We start from the raw sequence: 18,913 nt of genomic DNA, 5'->3' as shown, positions 1-18,913 counted from the left end.
AGAAGAAAGAAAGGCGGCTTCCCGCTTACTTCTTGCCAGCTGCCGCCGCAACTTCGGCGGCGAAGTCGCTCTGCTCGCGCTCGATGCCTTCGCCCAGCGCGAAGCGGACGAAACCGGTGATCTTCGCAGGAGCGCCGGCTTCCTTGGCGACGGCTTCGAGAGCCTTCTCGACCGTGAGGTCGGGATTGATCACGAAAGCCTGCTTGAGGAGAACGACTTCCTCGTAGAACTTGCGCAGACGACCGTCGACCATCTTCTCGACGATCGCGTCCGGCTTGCCGGACTGACGGGCCTGCTCCGAGAACACGGCCTTCTCGCGCTCGACCGTCGCGGCATCGATTTCCGTCTCGACCAGAGCGAGCGGGTTGGTAGCGGCGACATGCATGGCAACCTGACGACCGAATGCGTTCAGCGCCGCCTTATCGCCGTCCGACTCGATCGCAACCAGAACGCCCATCTTGCCGAGGCCTTCAACGACCTGATTGTGGATGTAGGTCGCCACGACGCCGTTGGACACGCTGAGCTGCGCCGAACGACGCAGGTTCATGTTTTCGCCGATCGTGCCGATCGCGTCCTTGATGGTGTCGGCGACCGACTTCTCGGATGCGGGATAGGTCCCGGCTGCAACCGCGTCGACCGTGCCGTCCGTCGCCAGAGCGACCTGGGCGACGTTGCGAACCAGCGTCTGAAACGCATCGTTACGAGCAACGAAGTCGGTTTCGGAGTTCACTTCGACGACGACGGCCTTGTTGTCGCCGGCCGCGACGCCGACAAGGCCTTCAGCCGCGGTGCGACCCGACTTCTTGTCCGCCTTGGCAATGCCCTTGGCGCGCAGCCAGTCGATCGCGGCTTCAATGTCGCCATTGGTTTCGGCCAGCGCGGTCTTGCAGTCCATCATACCTGCGCCGGTCTTCTCGCGCAGGTCCTTCACCATCGAAGCGGAGATCGTCATGAATTGGCCTCTGTCTTAAAAAATTGGCGCACCAAACCTCTGAGGAAGGGTGCGCCGTTTGGTTCGGCGGCGCGCAGGCACCGCCGGGATGCTCGATCGTTCGGTCGATCAGGCCGCAGCGGAAGCTTCGGTCTCGGCCGAAGCCTCTTCGAGCGCGGGCTCGATCGGCGCTTCTTCCATCGCGCCGATATCGACGCCCATCGACCCCTGCTGACGGGCGATGCCGTCGACCGCAGCGCGAGCGATCAGATCGCAGTAAAGCGAGATGGCGCGCGCGGCGTCGTCATTGCCCGGGATCGGGAAGTCGATGCGGGAAGGATCGCAGTTCGAATCAACCACGGCGACGACCGGAATGCCGAGACGCTTGGCCTCGTCGATCGCGATCGACTCCTTGTTGGTGTCGATGATGAAGATCATGTCCGGCACGCCGCCCATGTCCTTGATGCCGCCCAGAGCGCGGTCGAGCTTGTCGCGCTCGCGCTGCAGGTTGAGGCGCTCCTTCTTGGTGAAGCCCTGGGCTTCGCCGGACAGAAGCTCATCGAGCTTGCGAAGACGCTGGATCGAGTTCGAGATCGTCTTCCAGTTCGTCAGCATGCCGCCGAGCCAGCGGGCGTTGACGTAGTACTGAGCCGAACGGTTCGCCGCATCGGCAATGATCTCGGAAGCCTGACGCTTGGTGCCGACGAACAGAACGCGGCCGCCGCGCGAGACGGTGTCCGACACCGCCTGGAGCGCGCGGTGCAGCATCGGCACGGTCTGCGCGAGATCGATGATGTGGATGTTGTTGCGTGCGCCGAAGATGAAGGGCGACATCTTCGGGTTCCAGCGATGAGTCTGGTGTCCGAAGTGGACGCCCGCCTCGAGGAGCTGACGCATGGAATAATCAGGCAGAGCCATGGAATTGTCCTTTGACCGGTTGAACCTCCACGGACAGAAGCAGGGAAACACCTGCCACCGGCGAGAAAGAATGGTCGCTTGGGACCGTCGATCCTCGAAATCCGTGTGTGGAATAGGCGGGCGCTTACACCATCCCGCCCTGCTGAGCAAGATAGGAAGGCCGAAGCCGGATTGCGAGAGCCCCTGTCATCGCGTCGTTGGGCAGGAAGCCTCCATCAGACTGAGGTGCGAAAGGTGCCCCTTGAGCGCATAGCTGCCGAAGTCGAGCTTCAGGTCGTCGGACACCCCGTTTTCATAAAGACGATAGCGCGTCTCGAAGATCGGCATTCCGTCCTTATCGCTATCCTTGTTGTAGTAGGACTCGATGATTAGCCAGGATTTCAGGCCTGCCAACTGGGTCGCGACCGCCTCGCTGGGCTTGTCCGCCGGCTTCTCCACGAAGGGGGCGATGAGGGCCGTTGTCGTCAGACCTTTGTCGGCTTCGTTGTCGCCGTCGAACAGGCGTGTTTCGAAGATGCGTTGGCCCATTTGGGCCTTCTCGATAATCTGAGCTGTATGATGCAAAGGGAAGGTCGCGAGTTCGATCTCGACCTCCCGCGCCACGGGCTTTTCGTAGGCGATACGGGTTCCGCCCGGGCCGTTCTCCGCTTTGCCCTGAACCGTCTCCTGCTCGGCTCCGTCGATCGTGTTCCGCGTTTCGAACTCGAACCGATCGCCTTTGACCGTCTCCCGCGACAGCGTGCGTTGATCGGTTATGGTCGTCTCGGTTTCCTGCTGGAAGCGCACCAGAAACCGGTAGTCGAGGCTCAGCGCTTCGCAGGCATCCTGCTTCAATTGCAGGGCGATCCGTCCCTGCGCTCCGCTGATGTCCGAGTCCGAGCGATCGAGTGTCAGATCGTAGACCGCCTCATGAGGACGCAAAGCAGCGGCTGTCGCCGGCAGGAGCGCAGCCGTCTGGAGGACGGCGCCGAGGATGAGGGGACGGATCCACATGCGGTTCGAACTTTCGCTAGAGATTGCCTTCGGCGCGTATCGAAGGCTCGGCCAAAACCTGCTAGCGGTCGCTTCGAGGCATCAACCGATGAGGATTCGCATGACCAGCACGATCGCCAGCCGCTTGGCCGACGCAGGTGTCCAGCTGCCGCAGGCCGCCGCACCGGCTGCCAATTATGTGCCCTGGGTTCGGTTTGGCAACCTGCTTCAGACCTCGGGTCAGTTGCCCCTGGCGGAAGGAAAGATCGCGGTTGCTGGCAAGCTCGGTGCCGGCGTTTCCCTGGAAGATGGCCAAGCTGCCGCGCGGTACTGCGCAATCAATATCCTGGCGCAGGCGCAAGCCGCTCTTGGAGACCTCGAATCGATCGGCCGCCTCCTGAAGCTCACGGTCTTCGTGGCGAGCGATGCGGCTTTCACCGATCAGCATAAAGTCGCCAACGGAGCGTCGGATTTCCTCGTTCAGATCCTGGGCGATCGGGGCCGTCATGCACGCTCGGCGGTGGGTGTTCCCGCGCTTCCGATGGATGCGGCCGTCGAGATCGAAGCCTTGTTCGAGATCGCCTGAACGACATGGCCGGGATGAACGCAGACTGGCTCAAGGATCGCCCGATCGCGCATCGGGGGTTGCATGACGGGAATGCTGCCGTCTTCGAGAACTCGATGTCGGCGTTTCAGGCCGCGATCGACGCCGGATACGCCATTGAGTGCGACGTGCATCTCTCGGCCGATCGGGTGCCGGTCGTGTTTCATGATGAAAATCTCGAGCGGCTGACGGGTAGCTCGGGATCGATCCGCGCTCGCTCGGCCGATGCCCTATCGGCGTTGCGTCTGGGATCCAGCTCCGACACGATCCCGAGTCTCGCGGACCTGTTGGCCCTCGTGCGTGGCCAGGTTCCCCTCATCGTGGAGTTGAAGGGCATCGATCCAGCCAGTGATCAGGGGTTCGTCGGGGCGGTCGCAGCGGTGGCCCAAGATTATAATGGCCCCCTCGCCTTCATGTCCTTCGATCATTGGCTGCTGGAGCAGTCCGATGATCTCGGCGGGCTCTATCCCCTCGGCTTGACCGCCGAAGGGATCCGCCCGGAAATTCTGGACGCGCATCGGCGGATTTTCGACGGTCGATGCGACTTCACGTCCTATAACGTTCATCATCTTCCGAACGCATTCGTGGATTGGGTTCGTACGGAACGCGGCGCTCCGGTCATCAGTTGGACGGTGCGCACACCGGACGAGGTGGAGCGCAGTTCGCTCCATGCGGATCAGATGACATTCGAGGGATTTACGCCGCCGCGCTGACTTCCTCCAAACGTGGAGGTCCTATGGACGATGGCAGCGACGGCGTCGATCAGACGCCAGGCAGCATGACGCTGAGCGTGATCGACGCCATATCGAGCGTCGATCCAGAGCTGTGGGACGGGTTGGCCAAGGTCGACTCAGCCCGCACGATCAACCCATTTATCTCTCATGCATTCCTGTCCTGCTTGGAGGATGCCGGCTGCGTCGGACCGCGCTCTGGGTGGCAAGTGCAGCACCTTGCCCTGTCCGATGACTCGGGGCGGATCGTCGCGGTCGCGCCCGCCTATCTCAAGAGCCATAGTCAGGGCGAATATGTCTTCGATCATGGCTGGGCCGACGCCTTCGAGCGGGCGGGTGGGCGATATTATCCCAAGCTCCAGATCAGCGCACCCTTTTCTCCGGTGACCGGCCCAAGGCTTCTGGTCGGCAGCGGCGACGAGACAGGACTTTGCCGGCATATGATGGCGCAAGCCATCAAGGGCTATGTCGCGGCGGCGGGAGTCTCGTCGGCTCATGCCACCTTCCTGACGCCGGACGATCTCGCCGCGCTGTCGGACGACGAGTTTCTGCATCGGACCGACCAGCAGTTCCACTTCGTCAATCGCGGCTATGACAGTTACGACGAGTTTCTGGAGACCCTGGCGTCCCGCAAGCGCAAGGGCCTGCGCAAGGAACGCCGGGACGCGCTGGACAACGGCATTAGCATCGAGCGCCTGAGCGGACGAGAGCTGACCGAAAGTGCGTGGGACGCGTTCTTCTCGTTCTACATGGACACGGGAAGCCGGAAGTGGGGTCGGCCCTACCTCAACCGTCGCTTCTTCTCGCTTCTTGGCGAGCGCATGGGCCCAAGCGTCGTTCTGGTGATGGCGAAGCGCGAAGGGCGGTATATCGCCGGTGCGCTCAATCTTGTCGGCGCCGGTCGCATCTTCGGTCGCTATTGGGGATGCATCGAGGAGCATCCCTTCCTGCATTTCGAAGTCTGCTACCATCAGGCGATCGATTACGCGATTGAGCACAAGCTGGAGGTTGTGGAAGCGGGCGCGCAGGGCGAACATAAGCTCGCGCGCGGCTATGAGCCCGTCACCACGCATTCCGCGCATTACATCGCCCATTCCGGTTTGCGCGCCGCTGTCGAACAATATCTCCGGCGCGAACGACGGGATGTCGAGCGGATGCACGAGCTCCTTTCGGATCATACGCCCTTCCGCAAAAACGACGATGGCGACCACGGCGGCAGCTAGACCTGATACGCCTCGCAATTAAGATCGGCGGATCGTAACCCGAGGATTCGAGCTGGCCATGATGCCTTATGACGACACTAATATTTTCGCGAAGATTCTACGCGGAGAGATTCCCAGCACGAAGATCTACGAAACGGATGCCGTTCTCGCGATCATGGACATCATGCCGCAATCCGAAGGGCATTGCCTCGTCATCCCGAAGTCAGCGTCCCGCAATCTCCTCGACGCCGAAGACGCAGCGCTTCAGTCCGCGATGGTCGAGGTTGCTCGTCTCGCACGCGCCACGAAGTCAGCCTTCGGTGCGGACGGCGTTTCGGTGATGCAGTTCAACGAAGCGGCGGGCGGGCAGACCGTCTTTCACCTGCATTTTCATGTGATTCCGCGCTACGAAGGTTCGGTGCTCAAGGGGCACGGCGCATCTGGGATGGCGGACCCTTCCGTTCTCGCCGAACAAGCCGAACGGATTCGCGAGCACCTGGCTTGATGGATCAGATGATACCCATCATCCAGGGCAAACCGAGGAGGATGATCTCGGCGACGAGGATGGCAACGAGCGTCTGACGCCCGAGCCAGAGGTAGGCACAGAATCCTCCTCCCAGAGCCGCGATCCGGATCCAATCCGGGATCGCGGCCAGCGATGACCCACCGGGAAATAGCACAAGCCGCGCGATCACGGCGGCGACCAGCCCCGTCGCAACAGCCCTTGCGCCGATGATCAGCGGCGATGATTCGCTGATCCGTCCCGACGACAGGACACCCAGCCAACGCCAGATGTCGGTCGGCAACCATCCCGCCAGAAGAATGAATACGAAGGGCCACCATGGGGCGGCCATGGCGCCGTAGTTGAGATCGAGGCTCATTCAGGGGACCTCGACGCGATGAGACGACCGATCACAAGGGACAAAAGCCCGGCCGCAATCCCGGCGATCAGAATGTCGAAATCGGGCGCAAGCCGATTGGCTGGAACGATGGCGACCATCCCGAGAAACAAGGCCAACCGGCCGGTCACGTCACGAGCGGAGCCGTAGAGCGATGTGAGAAAATAAACGGGCGTCAAGAAAGCCAGGGCGCCAGTGACGAGCGCCGGAAACTGACCCATCAGATTGAAAGCGAACGCGACGATCAACGTGTTGATGACAGTCAGCGTGATGCCGAACCCCGCGAAAAACGCTGTTCGGTAGCGGCGTGGAATATCGGGAAGGCGCTCCATCGCCACGACCCAGGCTGTGACCGCCACAAAATGGGACAGGACAAGAAGTGTGCTCGTTCGTGTTCGCTTCGCGCGAAGGTCCGGCATCAAGGACATGACCATCGGCATCAGCCGCAGGGAAGACAACCCGACGGCAAAAGCCGTCGCCACCAACGACAGGCCTGCGGTGATCGAACCCAGAAGGATGAGATTGGCCGGCAGCGCCCAGATCGAAAAGACCATAAACGAGGCCTCGAACCAGTTGAGCCCGGCATCGCGCGCCAGACCGGCGAAACCCAGATGTGCCGTCACCAGAATCAGCGCCGGCGCAGAAGCGATCTGGCGAATTCCTCGCCAGACCCAAAGCCGCGTCTCGTCCTGTTCGTGCTCTTGCAAACGGTCCATGCCATCGCCCGATTGAATCAACAGGGCGGCGACATGAAAAAGGCCGCCCGGAAGGCGGCCTTTCCTTAACCCATCAATTCGGCTTGCGGGGAATTTTCGGGACGGTTCCGGCCCTTTTGCCACCGCGAGACGAGGGCTCGTCAGCTGGACGAACGGTCTCCTGTGCCTCGCCGGACTCCGCGACATCCTGATTGTCGTCGAGTTCGAACTCTTCGTCCTCGTCTTCTTCGATGACGTCTTCGCCGTTCGGTCCGACCTTGGCTCGCTTTGCGCTCGCCTTGCGAGGTTTGGTGAAGGATTCGTCCGCAATGGCTTCGAGCGCGAGCTTCTTGGCACCCGCCTCGTCCGTCACCACCGTGACCTTGACCGTTCCGCCGCGCTTGAGCTTGCCGAACAAAACCTCGTCAGCCAGAGGCTTCTTGACATATTCCTGAATGACACGGCCGAGCGGCCGCGCACCCATGTGCTCGTCATAGCCCTTCTCTGCCAGCCATGCGATGGCATCGGGATGAAGTTCGAAGGTCACGCCGCGCTCCGAAAGCTGCGCTTCCAGCTGCATCACGAACTTCTGGACGACTTCGTGGATCACCGGCGTGGGCAGCGGGCCGAACGGAATGATCGCATCGAGGCGGTTGCGGAATTCCGGTGTGAACAGGCGGTTGATCGCCTCCACATCGTCGCCCGTCCGTCTGGTCGAGCCAAAGCCGATCGCAGCCTTTTGAGACTCTGACGCGCCCGCGTTGGTCGTCATGATCAGGATGACATTGCGGAAGTCGATCTTCTTTCCGTTGTGATCCGTCAGCTTCCCGTGATCCATCACCTGCAACAGGATGTTGAACAGATCGGGATGCGCCTTCTCGATTTCATCGAGCAGCAACACGCAATGCGGATGCTGGTCGACCCCGTCCGTCAGCAGGCCGCCCTGATCGAAGCCGACATAGCCGGGAGGCGCGCCGATCAACCGCGAGACCGTGTGGCGCTCCATATATTCGGACATATCGAAGCGCAGGAGCTCGATTCCGAGTGCGGACGCCAGTTGTTTGGCGACTTCCGTCTTGCCGACGCCGGTCGGGCCCGAGAAGAGGTAGGAGCCGATCGGCTTCTCGGGTTCGCGCAGGCCCGCGCGCGCCAGCTTGATCGCCGTCGTCAGGCTCTCGATGGCGGCGTCCTGACCATAGACGACGCGCTTCAACTGCTCGGTGAGGTTCGAGAGAACCTCTTCGTCATCCTTGGACACCGATTTCGGCGGAATGCGCGCCATCGTCGCGACGGTCGCCTCGATCTCCTTGACCCCGATGCTCTTCTTGCGCTTGGGCTCGGGCAGCAGCATCTGCGATGCGCCTGTCTCGTCGATCACGTCGATCGCCTTGTCCGGCAGCTTCCGATCGTTGATGTAGCGGGCCGACAATTCCACGGCCGAACGGATGGCCTCGTTCGAAAATTTCACATGGTGGAAATCTTCGAAGTAAGGCTTCAATCCCTTCAGAATGGCCACCGCATCCTCGACGGAGGGCTCGGCTACGTCGATCTTCTGGAAGCGACGGACGAGCGCCCGGTCCTTCTCGAAGAACTGGCGATATTCCTTATAGGTGGTCGAGCCGATGCAGCGGATCGCCCCCGAAGACAGCGCAGGTTTGAGAAGATTGGACGCGTCCATCGCGCCGCCCGAGGTCGCGCCTGCCCCGATCACCGTGTGGATCTCGTCGATGAAAAGAACCGCGCCTGGAAACTCCTCCAGTTCCTTGACGACCTGCTTCAACCGCTCCTCGAAATCGCCACGATAGCGCGTACCGGCCAAGAGCGTTCCCATATCGAGCGAGAAGATCGTGGCATCCGCCAGGACTTCCGGAACGTCGCCTTCAACGATTCGCTTCGCCAGACCTTCCGCGATCGCCGTCTTTCCGACGCCGGGGTCGCCGACATAGAGCGGGTTGTTCTTGGAACGGCGGCAGAGAACCTGAATGGTTCGGTTGATCTCGTTGGCGCGTCCAATCAGCGGATCGATCCGCCCGGTTTTCGCCTTCTCGTTGAGATTGACGCAATACGCCGTTAGAGCGTCCTGCGTCGACTTGCGACGCCCCTCGTCCTCATTCCCCATGACCGACTGCTCGTCCTCCGTTCCGCGCACGGTGCGGCCTTCGGACGCGCCAGGACGCTTGGAAATTCCATGCGAAATGAAATTCACGGCATCGTATCGCGTCATCTCCTGCTCCTGCAGGAAGAAGGCGGCGTGGCTTTCGCGCTCGGCGAAGATCGCGACGAGAACATTGGCGCCCGTCACTTCGTCCCGGCCCGAGGACTGAACGTGAATCACGGCGCGCTGGATCACACGATGGAAGCCGGCGGTCGGCTTGGAATCGTCGTCGCTGCCGTTCACCAGATTGGCGAGTTCGGTATCGATATATTCGATCAGGGACGAGCGCAGAGCGTCGAGATCGACACTGCACCCACGCATGACATTGGCCGCGTCCTTATCGTCCAGAAGGGCCAGGAGGAGATGTTCGAGAGTGGCAAATTCCTGATGGCGTTCGTTTGCGTAGGTCAGCGCTTGATGCAGCGACTTTTCGAGGCTTTGAGAAAATGTCGGCAAGCTTCACCTCAATTCTTTTCCATCACGCATTGAAGCGGATGCTGATGCTGACGGGCGAAATCCATGACCTGCGTCACCTTCGTTTCCGCGACCTCGTAGGTGTAGACGCCACACTCGCCCACCCCATGCTTGTGGACATGGAGCATAATGCGCGTGGCCGCCTCCCGGTCCTTCTGAAAGAACCGCTCGAGAACGTGGATGACGAACTCCATCGGAGTGTAATCGTCATTGAGAAGAAGCACTCTGTAAAGATTGGGTCGTTTGGTTTTCGGCTTCGTACGCGTAATGACGGACGTGCCCCGGTCGTTGCCGACGCCGTCGTCATCACCCGCCTGTAGGCGGACCTTCGATGTCGGAGTCCTTGTCCTCAAGACCATATCGTTCAATGCCGTCACCTTCGCCTTCGGCTGATATGTATGTGCACTCTGGCTCATTTTAAGACGCCATCCCGCCGCAGCCGAAATTCTCAACGCCACCCTTGCGATCCCAGACACCACAAGATTCGGGCTGTCGCCGCAAGAGGCGGTATCGCTCTACACCGAAGAACATAAAAAAAGCCCGGCTGGCGCCGGGCTTCGTGCATTCTCGCTCGTTGTTGGAAAGAGGCCTCAGGCCGCCTGATACGAAGCGTCCTGAGCGAAATTCGCCGCCTTGTTCAGGTTGTTCTCGAACGGCTTGAAGGTCTCGCGAGCGACGCCGGCGTAGATCTCGTTGATCTTCGAAGCCTGCGAGACCCATGCCTCGTAGCAGGACTTCATGTAATTCGTCTGGACTTCGATCGCCTTGTCGGGCGTCCGGGTCTGAGCGAGCTCTTCCAACATCTTGGTCGAGGTCTCGTAATTGCGCTTGGTGAAGTCACCGGTCTCGGCGGCGATCTGCTGGAAGCCCTTCGTCATCGCGGAGATCGACTTGAGGACGTTGTCCATGGCTTCCTTGCTGGCCTGACCAGCGTCCGCATACATGTTCATTGCAATGCTCCCGTTTCCAACCCGTCACCGCAGTTCGCTGCAGCGCATCCGAATATATTGCATCGCACAATGAATGCAAGCTGCAATCGGAGGTTTTGAGGAGAAAGGTGAAGCCTTCCGATTTCACATAAACTTTGAAGCGAATGCCCTCATGCGATCACAAGGTTCCGGCAACCATAAACGGATTGGTAAGGCCCTCGGGCGTATCTTTCCTCCACATGAGATCGCTACGCCACACTGTTGGTAAGGGTTCGACTGCGAAGTCGAGTCGCGGCATCTCGACAATTGCAGAGACGAGAGAGCTGCCCATGCTCAAGGCCCCTTCCCGGATCGATGTCTTCGCCAAGTCGATTGGCTTGACGGCTGGATCCCTCCTCGTTGGCGCCACGCTCATTCTACAGGCGCCCGCGGCGCACGCTCAGGCCAAGGACGACCGCTATTCGGCGATCGTGATTGACGCGAACAACGGCAAGGTTCTATTCTCCAAGAGCAGCGACGAACGCCGTTATCCCGCTTCGCTCACGAAGATGATGACCCTCTATATGCTGTTCGATGCGTTGGAGAGTGGCCGTGCGACGCTTTCCACCCCGATGAAGGTCTCGGCTTACGCCTCCGCTCGCCCGCCATCTAAGCTCGGGTTGAAGCCCGGAACCACGATCTCCGTGGAGGAAGGCATTCTGGGTCTCGTCACGCGATCGGCCAATGACGCGGCTGTGGTGATCGGCGAGTTTCTCGGGGGCACGGAGAGCCAGTTCGCGGAGATGATGACGTCGAAGGCTCGCAAGCTGGGCATGACGCGGACGAATTTTCAGAACGCCAACGGTCTTCCCAATCCCGGCCAGATGACGACCGCGCGCGACATGGCGACGCTCGGCATCGCCCTTCGTGAGCATTTCCCGCAATATTACAGCTACTTCAGCCGTCGCTCCTTCAACTTCCGTGGCCAGGTGATCGGCAATCACAACCGGCTTCTCGGACGTGTTCAAGGTGTCGACGGCATCAAAACCGGCTATATCAACGCATCCGGCTTCAACCTCGTCACCTCGGTCGTTCGCGGCAACAAGAAGCTGGTGGCGGTGGTCATGGGCGGGCGCACGGCCCGCTCGCGCGACGATCACATGGTCGAGCTCGTCAACAAATATCTTCCTGACGTGAGCACGCGTGGCAGCGAGCCTTTGATCGCGGCCTATTCGCCGGCTGTTCGCGGTCCGTCCGTATCGTCACACGTCGCCGAAGTCCCGCAGAGCGTCCCGTTGCCGACGCGCCGGGCCTCGTCCATCAACGAGCGTGTGGCGCAGGCTTACGGCTCCAACGCGGCCGGGGCGATGAACGCCATTACGGCGCCCGAACGATCCGCGATTGGCCGGGATGCGCTGCGAGCCGCCATGGGGCAGAAAGGTCAGGACGCTCTCGAAATTCCGACCTCGAATGCCTTGGCGGGGGCGCCGCGTCCGCGCGTGGCCATTCCGGGAGCGTCCGTTCCACCTGTGGCGACGGCATCCCTCGCCTCCTCAGGCTGGATCGTCCAGATCGCGGCCACGCCGGCCGAGTCGACCGCGTTGGATATTCTCGCCGAAGCCAAGCAGCGTGGCGGGTCGGCGCTCGCCCGCGCCAAGCCGTTCACGGAAGCGGTTGCCAGCGGTTCCCAGACCCTCTATCGAGCGCGCTTTGCGGGTTTCGACACGAAAGCCGCCGCCAACGCGGCCTGTGACGTTCTGAAGGCCCGCTCCTACGCCTGCTATGCAATCGGCGCTGATTGATCAACGCTGAACCGGCTCGGCCGCGATCCGTATTGGTTTCGCAGTCGATCGCTCACCTTATTTCGCCCGCCAGTTTGTTACGAGTCAGTTCGAGGTTCCCATGTCGGTTGAGCAGGAAATCCTTGGTTACACGTCCGCCGGGGAAAAGGCCTCGAACGTGTCTTCGATCGGTCTTCACCCGCTCCAGCAAGCGGCCTCGCGTCTGGGCGACTATCGCGATGGCAAGACGCGGGTTCGCGCGAAGGACTTGGTGGGTCTACTCCTGTGCCATGGCGCTCGGGCTTGGCGCGCCGCGCAGCCCGAAGGCCTGATCTACCTCAAGGTCGACGGACCTGCCGGCACGCCAGCCGTGCGCATCTCCTGTGGGCGCAGCCCGCGCGGTTGAGAACTGGGGGACGAAGCTTCCAGTTGATCCCGCGCGGATTTGGCATCGGCTCTTCCCCTCAGAGCAGGCCGAGATCGGCCAACTCGCGTTGAAGCTGCTGGGGAAGACCTACGCCCTCCTCGGCCCCTCGGTCGGCCGGCGCATCGTCCGAGACGAGATAGCGCCAGCCCTGAAAGGCGCGCCTGGGCTGCCATTGCGTGGCGATGAACTCAGGCCTGAGAACGATCCGGCAACGCTCGATCCCGTCCTCGGCGGTGAATGGGTCGAACCGCAAGACGGGCTGACGAACCTGAACCTGCCCGCGAATGACCCAGTAAAGGGAGCCGCCGGCGACAATGTCATCGGCGCGTTTAGGCATGACTCGGGTGACATGGAACTGCTCTTCCGGCTGGCCAGCGAGACGCTGAGCGAGCAGACGATGTTCGACATGCGTCTGGAGGTCCTCGATTGTCTCGACCCCGACGCAGAGCTTGATCATATGAAGCGGCATGAAACCTCCATCCGCCTGACAACCGATCAGGTCAAGACCGCCTGACGTCGCTCCCACAACATGCTAGGGGGCAAGCGCTGCCACCCTTCTTCAGCGTCGGATCTCCGCCATGCCTTTCCAGCAGATCTTCGATGTCGAGAATCTTCTGGCGCTCGTCACCTTCAGTCTGGGCTGGGCCATCTACTCTTTCGCGGTGGACGGCACCGCTCTCTCCAGCCATGGCCTCAGCCGCCGGATGAACAGCCAGCGCGAGATCTGGATGTGGACGATGCTGAAGCGCGATCTACGCATGATCGACACGGCCATCATGACCGGGCTCCAGCAAGGCACGGGCTTTTTCGCCTCGGCCTGTATTTTCGCCATTGGCGGATGTTTCGCGTTGATCGGTGCGGCCGATCATATCGCCTCGGTCGTCACCGACCTTCCGCTGGAAGGCAATTTCGACCGGGCGCTCCTGGAAACGAAGCTTCTCGGCCTTGTCACGATCTTCATCTTCGCCTTCTTCAAATTCGGCTGGGCCTACCGCCTGTTCAATTACTGCACGATTTTGATCGGTGCCGTTCCGATGGCGCGAGAGGCCGAGGCCGATCAGGACGCGGCCGAGCGGGCTGTGCGTCGCGCGATCCGCATGAACCAGATCGCGGCTCGCCACTTCAATTCCGGACTCAGGGCGATCTTTTTCGGCATGGCCTATCTTGGCTGGTTTCTAGGCCCGAAAGTGCTGATGCTGACGACGACGATCGTCATCCTGATTCTTGCCCGTCGCCAGTTCTTCTCGGAAGCGAACGATTGTCTGGCCCCTGACTCGGAGGAACTTCGATGATGTCGAAAGAAGCCATCCAACAGGCCATCGCGTCGGCGGTCATGGAGCGGGGCGCGGACAAGACCGTCTGCCCCTCGGAAATCGCGCGCAGCCTCGCAGGATCGGATGAAAAGGTCTGGCGCCGGATGATGACCCCGATCCGGGCGGAGGCGGTCAGAATGGCGAAGGCCGGCGACGTTCGCATCCTGCGTAAGGGACGGCCGGTGGATCCGGACGATTTCAAGGGAATCTACAGATTGGCCTTACCGGATGGCGCGTGAGGCGCTGGGATCCAGGCATCGGTCTTCCCCGTCAGATAATAGGCGAATAGGCCCAGATATTCGCGTATCGCAAAATGCACCTTTTCCAGATTGCGCACCGTGGCCGTCGAAGGCCGGTATTTCATGTCGCCGCCCGGTGTCTGATAGTCGGTTGGATATGGGATGATGTCGAAGCCGGCTGTGCGGAAACAGCCGACCGACCGAGGCATATGAGCCGCGGAGGTGACGAGCAACCAGGTCTCACCTGGCTGCGGCGAGGCCAACTCCTTCGAGAAGCGCGCATTCTCGATCGTGTTGCGGGAACGGTCCTCCAGAATGAGGCGTTCGGGTGCCAGCCCGAGTTGGGCAAACAGCTTCTGGGCAACCGAGGACTCGGTCACATCCTCCTCGAACATCGCCGCGGCCCCGCCGCTGAAGATCACTTTGGCGTCCGGGTAGAGGCGAGACAGGGCGAGTGTCGTCGTGATGCGGTCAGCCGCGTCGTTGAGCTCCGGCTCGCCGCGTGTTCGGGCGACGAGCGTATCGAACGAGCCGCCGAGAACCACGATGCCGGTCACGCGCTCGGGCAATACCGGCTTGGGAAATCGGTTCTCGAGCGGAGCCAGCATGAGGAGCCCGAGTGGCGACAGGCTGAAAATGGCGAGACTCGCGAATCCGATCGCCAGAAGCGTGATGCCGGTTCGCGGCAGCTTCAGAGCGAGGCAGAGAAAGCCGACACCGAAAGCCAGAAGGATGGCGACAAGGGGCTGGACGAGATACCAGCCCAGTTTGGAAACCGCGAAAAACATGGGTCGGTTGAAACCTTTCAGCGTCAACGCAAGGATGGCACAGGCATCGACGCGCTGCCCCGCGATGCGATCCTGCGCGTGTCAGATCCGATCCCAAGCCGGTGCGAAGCTGGGGTTCACCAATCGCTTGCGCTGCTGCGTCATCGCGTTCAAGGATTGGCGGTCGGTATCAGACAGCTCGAACGAGAAGACGTCGAAATTTTCTTGTAGGCGCTCTTCATTGGATGTTCGAGGAATGGCGCCCACGCGAGGCTGATCGAGTTCCCAACGCAAGATGACTTGAGCAGGGGTCCGCCCGAGCCTGTTCGCGATACCCGTGACGGTCGGATGCTGGAGCAACTCGCCTCCTTGGCCGATCGGCGAGTAGGCTATCAGCGCCATGTCATTGCGTTCGCAGGCGTGCAGGATCGCCTCCTGGGACAGGAGCGGATGATATTCGACCTGATTGCAGACGAGCTGAGCCGAGCTCATCGCCGCGGCATCATCCATCAGGGTGCTAGGGAAATTCGCGACGCCGATATGACGCGTCAGTCCCTTCTCCTTCGCCTCGTTCAGCGCGCCGATGGAATCCTCCAGCGGGATGGCTGCGTTCGGCCAGTGGATCAGCAGGAGATCGACGGGCCCGACATCCAGCGCTTCGACAGCCTCGGCGGCCGACTGCGCGAGTCGATCTGCGCCAATATCTTCGAACCAGACCTTCGTGGTCACGAACGCTTCGCTGCGCGCGAGACCGCTGTTTCGAATGCCCTGCCCGACCTCGCGCTCGTTGCCATACATTCGCGCGGTATCGATATGCCGATAACCGGCTTCTATCGCTTTCTCCACCATTCGGACGCAAAGATCGCCGGTGAGTTTGTAGGTTCCAAATCCCAGGGCGGGAATACGAGCGCCCGATGCTTCGATCATCTTCATACGTGGATCTCTTTCGGCGTCAGGCTGTCCGCTATGCGGGTCGCCTTTGATCTTGGATTGAGATAGGCGAAACGGGCAGCGAACCAGTGGAAGCGTCATGACGACATCGCAAAACAGAGCGATCGGCCGGATCGAATGTCTCGACGTGGCGCGCGGCTGCGCGCTCATCGCGATGCTCGTGTACCATTTCACCTGGGATCTGGAGTTTTTCGGTTATCTGCCGCCAGGCTATGCTCAGGTGGGCGGCTGGAAGCTTTTCGCCAGAGCGATCGCCTCCAGCTTCCTGATCCTCGTTGGCGTCGGTCTCGTTCTGGCCCATGGCGAGGGCATTCGCTGGCCATCGTTTCGCAAACGCTGTTTTCAGATCGCCGCGGGTGCAGCCGCCATCACAGCGGCCACGCTGGCCTTCACGCCCCAAGGCTTCGTGTTTTTCGGCATCCTGCATCTCATCGCGTTAGGAAGCCTGCTGGCGCTTACCTTTCTACGGCTGCCCTTCTGGCTGACGGCAGCCATGGCCGCAGCCGTCATCGCGCTCCCCCTCATTTTTACGACCCCGTTGACGGACAGTCGATGGTTGGCGTGGATCGGCTTTTCAGCGCATCCACCGCTTTCCAACGATTTCGTTCCTCTCTTTCCCTGGTTCGGGCCGATCCTGATCGGCATGGCGATCGCTCAGGCCTTCGCTCGGTTTGGCATCTGGAAGAAGCTGGAGGGACTGAATGGCGCGGTCCGCCCCTTATGGCCCCTTTCGAAGCTCGGGCGACATTCCCTTCTGTTCTATCTCCTGCACCAGCCGATATCGATCGGTGTGGTCGCCGCCGCGGCCTTCATCGCCCCGCCGGATCAGACTGCGGCCTTTCAGCAAAGCTGCCGCCAGACCTGCGAGAGAGACCGGGATGCCAGTTTCTGTGTGGCTTATTGCGGATGCGTGCAACAGAAGCTTCAAGAGGCGCAGCTGCTGGATCGGCTTCTTCGAAGCCAGTTAACCGAGGCCGAAACGGGCCGCGTCAGCGAGACCGTCAATTATTGTTCGTTCAACGCGCAGCCATAGGGCGTCGTTGCGCCCGCATCGCCCCGGGCGCGCGAACTCAGCTGGAAGGAGAAATTCCGAGTTCGGCCATACGCGTCAGGCAGGCTTCTTCCGCCTGATCCAGTTCGGCCAGTAAATCCTCGATATCGCGGCGCTTCTGTTCAAGTTCCGAGCGCTTGTCCGCCACACGCTTGACGATGGCCCGCAACTGTCCCGCTTCGCCCGGCGGCGTCTTGTACATCCCCATGATCTCGCGGATCTCCGCGATCGAAAATCCGAGGCGCTTTCCGCGCAGGATCATGCGCAAAAGATGACGATCCGAATGGCGAAACAGACGCGTGCGCCCGCGCCGGATCGGCGCGATCAGCCCTTCGTCCTCGTAGAAACGGATCGTCCTCGTCGAGATGTCGAACTCGCGAGTCAGCTCCGTGATCGTATAATAATCGCGCATGAAAATCGTCCGAATGAACCCTTTGTCTGACGTGGGGACGCGGCCGAGTCAATCCGCAGGCCCCGTGTCAAGCCGCTGTGTTCGGCCCGATCGAGCGCACTTCCGTTAGAGACGTCTTGCGGTCCGATCAATCGTTGAGATGAAGGAAGGTCGGGTCGAACTGTCCGAGACCAGCCAGCCGATTCCAATCCAGAATGTCGATGCGACCACGATCCCAGACCACAAGACCCTCCGCACGAAGCATTTGCATGGATCGGTTCACGCTCACGATGCTGAGCCCGAGAACTTGACCCACCATTTCCTGTGTCATCGCAAAGGGAAAGCCGGAAGCGTCGGTCAGCCCAACCGCATCGAAGCGGCACCACATCTCGCAGATGAAATGTGCCAGCCGCTCGGTTGATCCAAGGCGCGCGTTGCGCACGATGATGGCGCGATAGAGAGCCGCGTCGATCAGCGTCTCACGCCAAAACCGAGCAGTCAGATCCTTGGATCGTTCAAGCGTGCATAAAATGGCATCGTGGCTGATGAACGCCACCCTACAAGGGGAAACGGTTCCGATATAGTGATCCATCTGCTTGAGATGGAGACTCTGGAGGTCCGGCATATCACCGGGAATATGAACGGATTGGATCTGCCGTTCGCCGGCCTGTGTGAAGTTGGAGCGGATGATCAGACCATCGATCAACAGGCAGCATCGGTTCGGCCGATCTCCCTCGTTGAGGAAGTCGGTCTTTGCGGGAATGTCGACAACATCCCAATGCAAACGCGACAGCATCACCTCGTCCATCGTGCTGAGGGAGCCTGCGGCGCGCAACCGTCTCGCCAGCATATCATTGGCATCATCGGATCGATTGATTACGGTACTCACGTTCTCGCCCCCCATCTGATTTTCTCCGCCCTCGCGGCGAGCTGGTAGCACAGGGCCTGCCCTGCCAGACCCGTTTGCCTGAGCGTCGAGGAACATCGTCTGGCCTCGAAACGGCAGCGGCGTCCCGCAGGCGACACGTCCGCTATTCAAGTGGATTACATGTCCGCTCGAAACCCAAATGGAAGGCAGGTGACATGGAGTTTCGTAAAGCGACCTATATGATAGGCAGGCCGAACAGAGAATTTTTAATGTCCGGAACGACCCGACAGGATCAGGGGGCTTGTCGGGGCGCAATGAACTCGCGCAGTGAGAGAATACCGAGCGCCTTGTGCGGGTGAGCGGTATCGTCGTGTTCGAACCAGATCGGCACGGTATCGATGACGGTTCGAGCATTCGGAAGGCACGAGACGTGGACATAATCGCGCTCGATCATGCGCGCGATGGCCTTGGCCATGCCGTTGAATTCCGGGTTCTCCACGGGCGCGACCCCAAGGTCCGGTCCGGCGTCGCGTGCCAAGTGCTTGGTTCGCCGGCGATAGTGCCGGAGCCGTCGTCGCTGAGCCATTCGATCATCTACTTTAAGCGGTTCACGCGGCGGAGGCGCGCTTTCACGGC

22 protein-coding genes and 1 pseudogene are annotated in these 18,913 nt (G+C 60.9%); 9 read left to right on the top strand and 14 right to left on the bottom strand.

Features of this window, described 5'->3' with window-relative positions:
- Positions 1-25: 25 nt before the first annotated feature.
- The 3 genes from tsf to AUL28_RS12585 all read right to left on the bottom strand — a co-directional run bounded on the left by tsf (position 26) and on the right by AUL28_RS12585 (position 2,842).
- Positions 26-952, bottom strand: coding sequence for a translation elongation factor Ts (gene tsf / locus AUL28_RS12595; RefSeq protein WP_062233075.1), 927 nt, complete (start codon positions 950-952; stop codon positions 26-28).
- Positions 953-1,060: 108 nt separating this feature from the next.
- Positions 1,061-1,849, bottom strand: a complete 789-nt coding sequence (gene rpsB / locus AUL28_RS12590; protein WP_058598383.1) for a 30S ribosomal protein S2 — start codon at positions 1,847-1,849, stop codon at positions 1,061-1,063.
- A gap of 186 nt (positions 1,850-2,035) precedes the next feature.
- Complete coding sequence (locus AUL28_RS12585; protein WP_062233072.1) at positions 2,036-2,842, bottom strand: EipB family protein; 807 nt, start codon at positions 2,840-2,842, stop codon at positions 2,036-2,038.
- 100 nt (positions 2,843-2,942) lie between these two features.
- Here AUL28_RS12585 and AUL28_RS12580 point away from each other — a divergent pair, with 100 nt between their 5' ends.
- From AUL28_RS12580 to AUL28_RS12565, 4 genes are read left to right on the top strand one after another with little or no spacing between them, the layout of a single operon-like run.
- A complete protein-coding gene (locus AUL28_RS12580) occupies positions 2,943-3,407 on the top strand; it encodes a RidA family protein (protein ID WP_062233069.1) in 465 nt (154 codons plus the stop codon).
- A gap of 14 nt (positions 3,408-3,421) precedes the next feature.
- Positions 3,422-4,138: a glycerophosphodiester phosphodiesterase gene (locus AUL28_RS12575; protein ID WP_062233497.1), complete on the top strand. Its 717-nt coding sequence runs from the start codon at positions 3,422-3,424 to the stop codon at positions 4,136-4,138.
- Positions 4,139-4,161: 23 nt separating this feature from the next.
- Positions 4,162-5,379 carry a GNAT family N-acetyltransferase gene (locus AUL28_RS12570; RefSeq protein WP_062233066.1) on the top strand — a complete coding sequence of 406 codons (1,218 nt, stop codon included), beginning with the start codon at positions 4,162-4,164 and terminating at the stop codon, positions 5,377-5,379.
- Positions 5,380-5,437: 58 nt separating this feature from the next.
- Entirely contained in the window at positions 5,438-5,863 is a 426-nt protein-coding gene (locus AUL28_RS12565; protein WP_062233063.1) for an HIT family protein, read from the top strand.
- 4 nt (positions 5,864-5,867) lie between these two features.
- On the opposite strand, the gene AUL28_RS12560 is transcribed toward AUL28_RS12565, so the two are convergent.
- The 5 genes from AUL28_RS12560 to AUL28_RS12540 form a co-directional block, all read right to left on the bottom strand.
- A complete protein-coding gene (locus AUL28_RS12560; RefSeq protein ID WP_062220197.1) occupies positions 5,868-6,239 on the bottom strand; it encodes an AzlD domain-containing protein in 372 nt (123 codons plus the stop codon).
- Entirely contained in the window at positions 6,236-6,994 is a 759-nt protein-coding gene (locus AUL28_RS12555; protein ID WP_244493514.1) for an AzlC family ABC transporter permease, read from the bottom strand. The genes AUL28_RS12560 and AUL28_RS12555 overlap by 4 nt, the downstream gene beginning before the upstream one ends.
- A gap of 52 nt (positions 6,995-7,046) precedes the next feature.
- On the bottom strand, positions 7,047-9,563 hold the full coding sequence (clpA, locus tag AUL28_RS12550; protein ID WP_062233057.1) for an ATP-dependent Clp protease ATP-binding subunit ClpA: 2,517 nt from the start codon (positions 9,561-9,563) through the stop codon (positions 7,047-7,049).
- 8 nt (positions 9,564-9,571) lie between these two features.
- On the bottom strand, positions 9,572-9,940 hold the full coding sequence (gene clpS / locus AUL28_RS12545; RefSeq protein WP_058598465.1) for an ATP-dependent Clp protease adapter ClpS: 369 nt from the start codon (positions 9,938-9,940) through the stop codon (positions 9,572-9,574).
- Positions 9,941-10,171: 231 nt separating this feature from the next.
- Complete coding sequence (locus AUL28_RS12540; protein WP_058598392.1) at positions 10,172-10,531, bottom strand: phasin family protein; 360 nt, start codon at positions 10,529-10,531, stop codon at positions 10,172-10,174.
- 308 nt (positions 10,532-10,839) lie between these two features.
- Between AUL28_RS12540 and AUL28_RS12535 the strand changes: the two genes are divergently transcribed.
- Positions 10,840-12,291, top strand: coding sequence for a D-alanyl-D-alanine carboxypeptidase (locus tag AUL28_RS12535; RefSeq protein WP_062233054.1), 1,452 nt, complete (start codon positions 10,840-10,842; stop codon positions 12,289-12,291).
- A 157-nt stretch (positions 12,292-12,448) separates the two neighbouring features.
- A complete protein-coding gene (locus AUL28_RS12530; RefSeq protein ID WP_156419986.1) occupies positions 12,449-12,676 on the top strand; it encodes a hypothetical protein in 228 nt (75 codons plus the stop codon).
- A gap of 58 nt (positions 12,677-12,734) precedes the next feature.
- Here the strand turns inward: AUL28_RS12530 and AUL28_RS12525 are convergent, their stop codons facing one another.
- Entirely contained in the window at positions 12,735-13,166 is a 432-nt protein-coding gene (locus tag AUL28_RS12525) for a DUF1489 family protein (RefSeq protein ID WP_058635314.1), read from the bottom strand.
- 109 nt (positions 13,167-13,275) lie between these two features.
- Here AUL28_RS12525 and AUL28_RS12520 point away from each other — a divergent pair, with 109 nt between their 5' ends.
- Positions 13,276-13,989, top strand: a complete 714-nt coding sequence (locus tag AUL28_RS12520; protein ID WP_062220187.1) for a DUF599 domain-containing protein — start codon at positions 13,276-13,278, stop codon at positions 13,987-13,989.
- Positions 13,986-14,249: a DUF3253 domain-containing protein gene (locus AUL28_RS12515; RefSeq protein ID WP_062233052.1), complete on the top strand. Its 264-nt coding sequence runs from the start codon at positions 13,986-13,988 to the stop codon at positions 14,247-14,249. The genes AUL28_RS12520 and AUL28_RS12515 overlap by 4 nt, the downstream gene beginning before the upstream one ends.
- Here AUL28_RS12515 and AUL28_RS12510 read toward each other — a convergent pair.
- On the bottom strand, positions 14,219-15,037 hold the full coding sequence (locus AUL28_RS12510) for a YdcF family protein (RefSeq protein WP_062233051.1): 819 nt from the start codon (positions 15,035-15,037) through the stop codon (positions 14,219-14,221). The genes AUL28_RS12515 and AUL28_RS12510 overlap by 31 nt on opposite strands.
- An 81-nt stretch (positions 15,038-15,118) precedes the next feature.
- Positions 15,119-15,949, bottom strand: a complete 831-nt coding sequence (locus AUL28_RS12505) for an aldo/keto reductase (protein ID WP_062233049.1) — start codon at positions 15,947-15,949, stop codon at positions 15,119-15,121.
- Positions 15,950-16,046: 97 nt separating this feature from the next.
- On the opposite strand from AUL28_RS12505, the gene AUL28_RS12500 reads away from it, so the two are divergent.
- A complete protein-coding gene (locus tag AUL28_RS12500; protein WP_062233047.1) occupies positions 16,047-17,000 on the top strand; it encodes a heparan-alpha-glucosaminide N-acetyltransferase in 954 nt (317 codons plus the stop codon).
- Between the two features lie 37 nt (positions 17,001-17,037).
- Here AUL28_RS12500 and AUL28_RS12495 read toward each other — a convergent pair whose 3' ends face one another.
- The 3 genes and pseudogenes from AUL28_RS12495 to AUL28_RS23015 form a co-directional block, all read right to left on the bottom strand.
- A complete protein-coding gene (locus AUL28_RS12495; protein WP_062233045.1) occupies positions 17,038-17,430 on the bottom strand; it encodes a MerR family transcriptional regulator in 393 nt (130 codons plus the stop codon).
- A gap of 127 nt (positions 17,431-17,557) precedes the next feature.
- The gene (locus AUL28_RS22105; RefSeq protein ID WP_192843455.1) at positions 17,558-18,394 is read right to left on the bottom strand and encodes a Crp/Fnr family transcriptional regulator; all 837 of its coding nucleotides are present in this window, start codon (positions 18,392-18,394) and stop codon (positions 17,558-17,560) included.
- A gap of 175 nt (positions 18,395-18,569) precedes the next feature.
- Positions 18,570-18,913: pseudogene (locus AUL28_RS23015) on the bottom strand (hypothetical protein); the annotation flags it as partial.

Origin of the sequence: Aureimonas sp. N4, from assembly GCF_001463925.1 — a bacterium.
Taxonomy (GTDB): Bacteria; Pseudomonadota; Alphaproteobacteria; order Rhizobiales; family Rhizobiaceae; genus Aureimonas; species Aureimonas ureilytica_A.
This window is presented reverse-complemented; position numbering and strand designations above follow the sequence as displayed.

Bases quoted from the DNA above. Each gene is read 5' to 3' on its own strand.
- tsf (WP_062233075.1), bottom strand. From the start codon at position 952: ATGACGATCTCCGCTTCGATGGTGAAGGACCTGCGCGAGAAGACCGGC.
- AUL28_RS12505 (WP_062233049.1), bottom strand. From the start codon at position 15,949: ATGAAGATGATCGAAGCATCGGGCGCTCGTATTCCCGCCCTGGGATTT.
- AUL28_RS12510 (WP_062233051.1), bottom strand. From the start codon at position 15,037: ATGTTTTTCGCGGTTTCCAAACTGGGCTGGTATCTCGTCCAGCCCCTT.
- AUL28_RS12525 (WP_058635314.1), bottom strand. From the start codon at position 13,166: ATGCCGCTTCATATGATCAAGCTCTGCGTCGGGGTCGAGACAATCGAG.
- AUL28_RS12495 (WP_062233045.1), bottom strand. From the start codon at position 17,430: ATGCGCGATTATTATACGATCACGGAGCTGACTCGCGAGTTCGACATC.
- AUL28_RS12580 (WP_062233069.1), top strand. From the start codon at position 2,943: ATGACCAGCACGATCGCCAGCCGCTTGGCCGACGCAGGTGTCCAGCTG.
- AUL28_RS12500 (WP_062233047.1), top strand. From the start codon at position 16,047: ATGACGACATCGCAAAACAGAGCGATCGGCCGGATCGAATGTCTCGAC.
- AUL28_RS12535 (WP_062233054.1), top strand. From the start codon at position 10,840: ATGCTCAAGGCCCCTTCCCGGATCGATGTCTTCGCCAAGTCGATTGGC.
- AUL28_RS12565 (WP_062233063.1), top strand. From the start codon at position 5,438: ATGATGCCTTATGACGACACTAATATTTTCGCGAAGATTCTACGCGGA.
- AUL28_RS22105 (WP_192843455.1), bottom strand. From the start codon at position 18,394: ATGTTCCTCGACGCTCAGGCAAACGGGTCTGGCAGGGCAGGCCCTGTG.
- AUL28_RS12520 (WP_062220187.1), top strand. From the start codon at position 13,276: ATGCCTTTCCAGCAGATCTTCGATGTCGAGAATCTTCTGGCGCTCGTC.
- clpS (WP_058598465.1), bottom strand. From the start codon at position 9,940: ATGGTCTTGAGGACAAGGACTCCGACATCGAAGGTCCGCCTACAGGCG.
- AUL28_RS12560 (WP_062220197.1), bottom strand. From the start codon at position 6,239: ATGAGCCTCGATCTCAACTACGGCGCCATGGCCGCCCCATGGTGGCCC.
- AUL28_RS12570 (WP_062233066.1), top strand. From the start codon at position 4,162: ATGGACGATGGCAGCGACGGCGTCGATCAGACGCCAGGCAGCATGACG.
- AUL28_RS12585 (WP_062233072.1), bottom strand. From the start codon at position 2,842: ATGTGGATCCGTCCCCTCATCCTCGGCGCCGTCCTCCAGACGGCTGCG.
- AUL28_RS12515 (WP_062233052.1), top strand. From the start codon at position 13,986: ATGATGTCGAAAGAAGCCATCCAACAGGCCATCGCGTCGGCGGTCATG.
- AUL28_RS12540 (WP_058598392.1), bottom strand. From the start codon at position 10,531: ATGAACATGTATGCGGACGCTGGTCAGGCCAGCAAGGAAGCCATGGAC.
- rpsB (WP_058598383.1), bottom strand. From the start codon at position 1,849: ATGGCTCTGCCTGATTATTCCATGCGTCAGCTCCTCGAGGCGGGCGTC.
- AUL28_RS12575 (WP_062233497.1), top strand. From the start codon at position 3,422: ATGAACGCAGACTGGCTCAAGGATCGCCCGATCGCGCATCGGGGGTTG.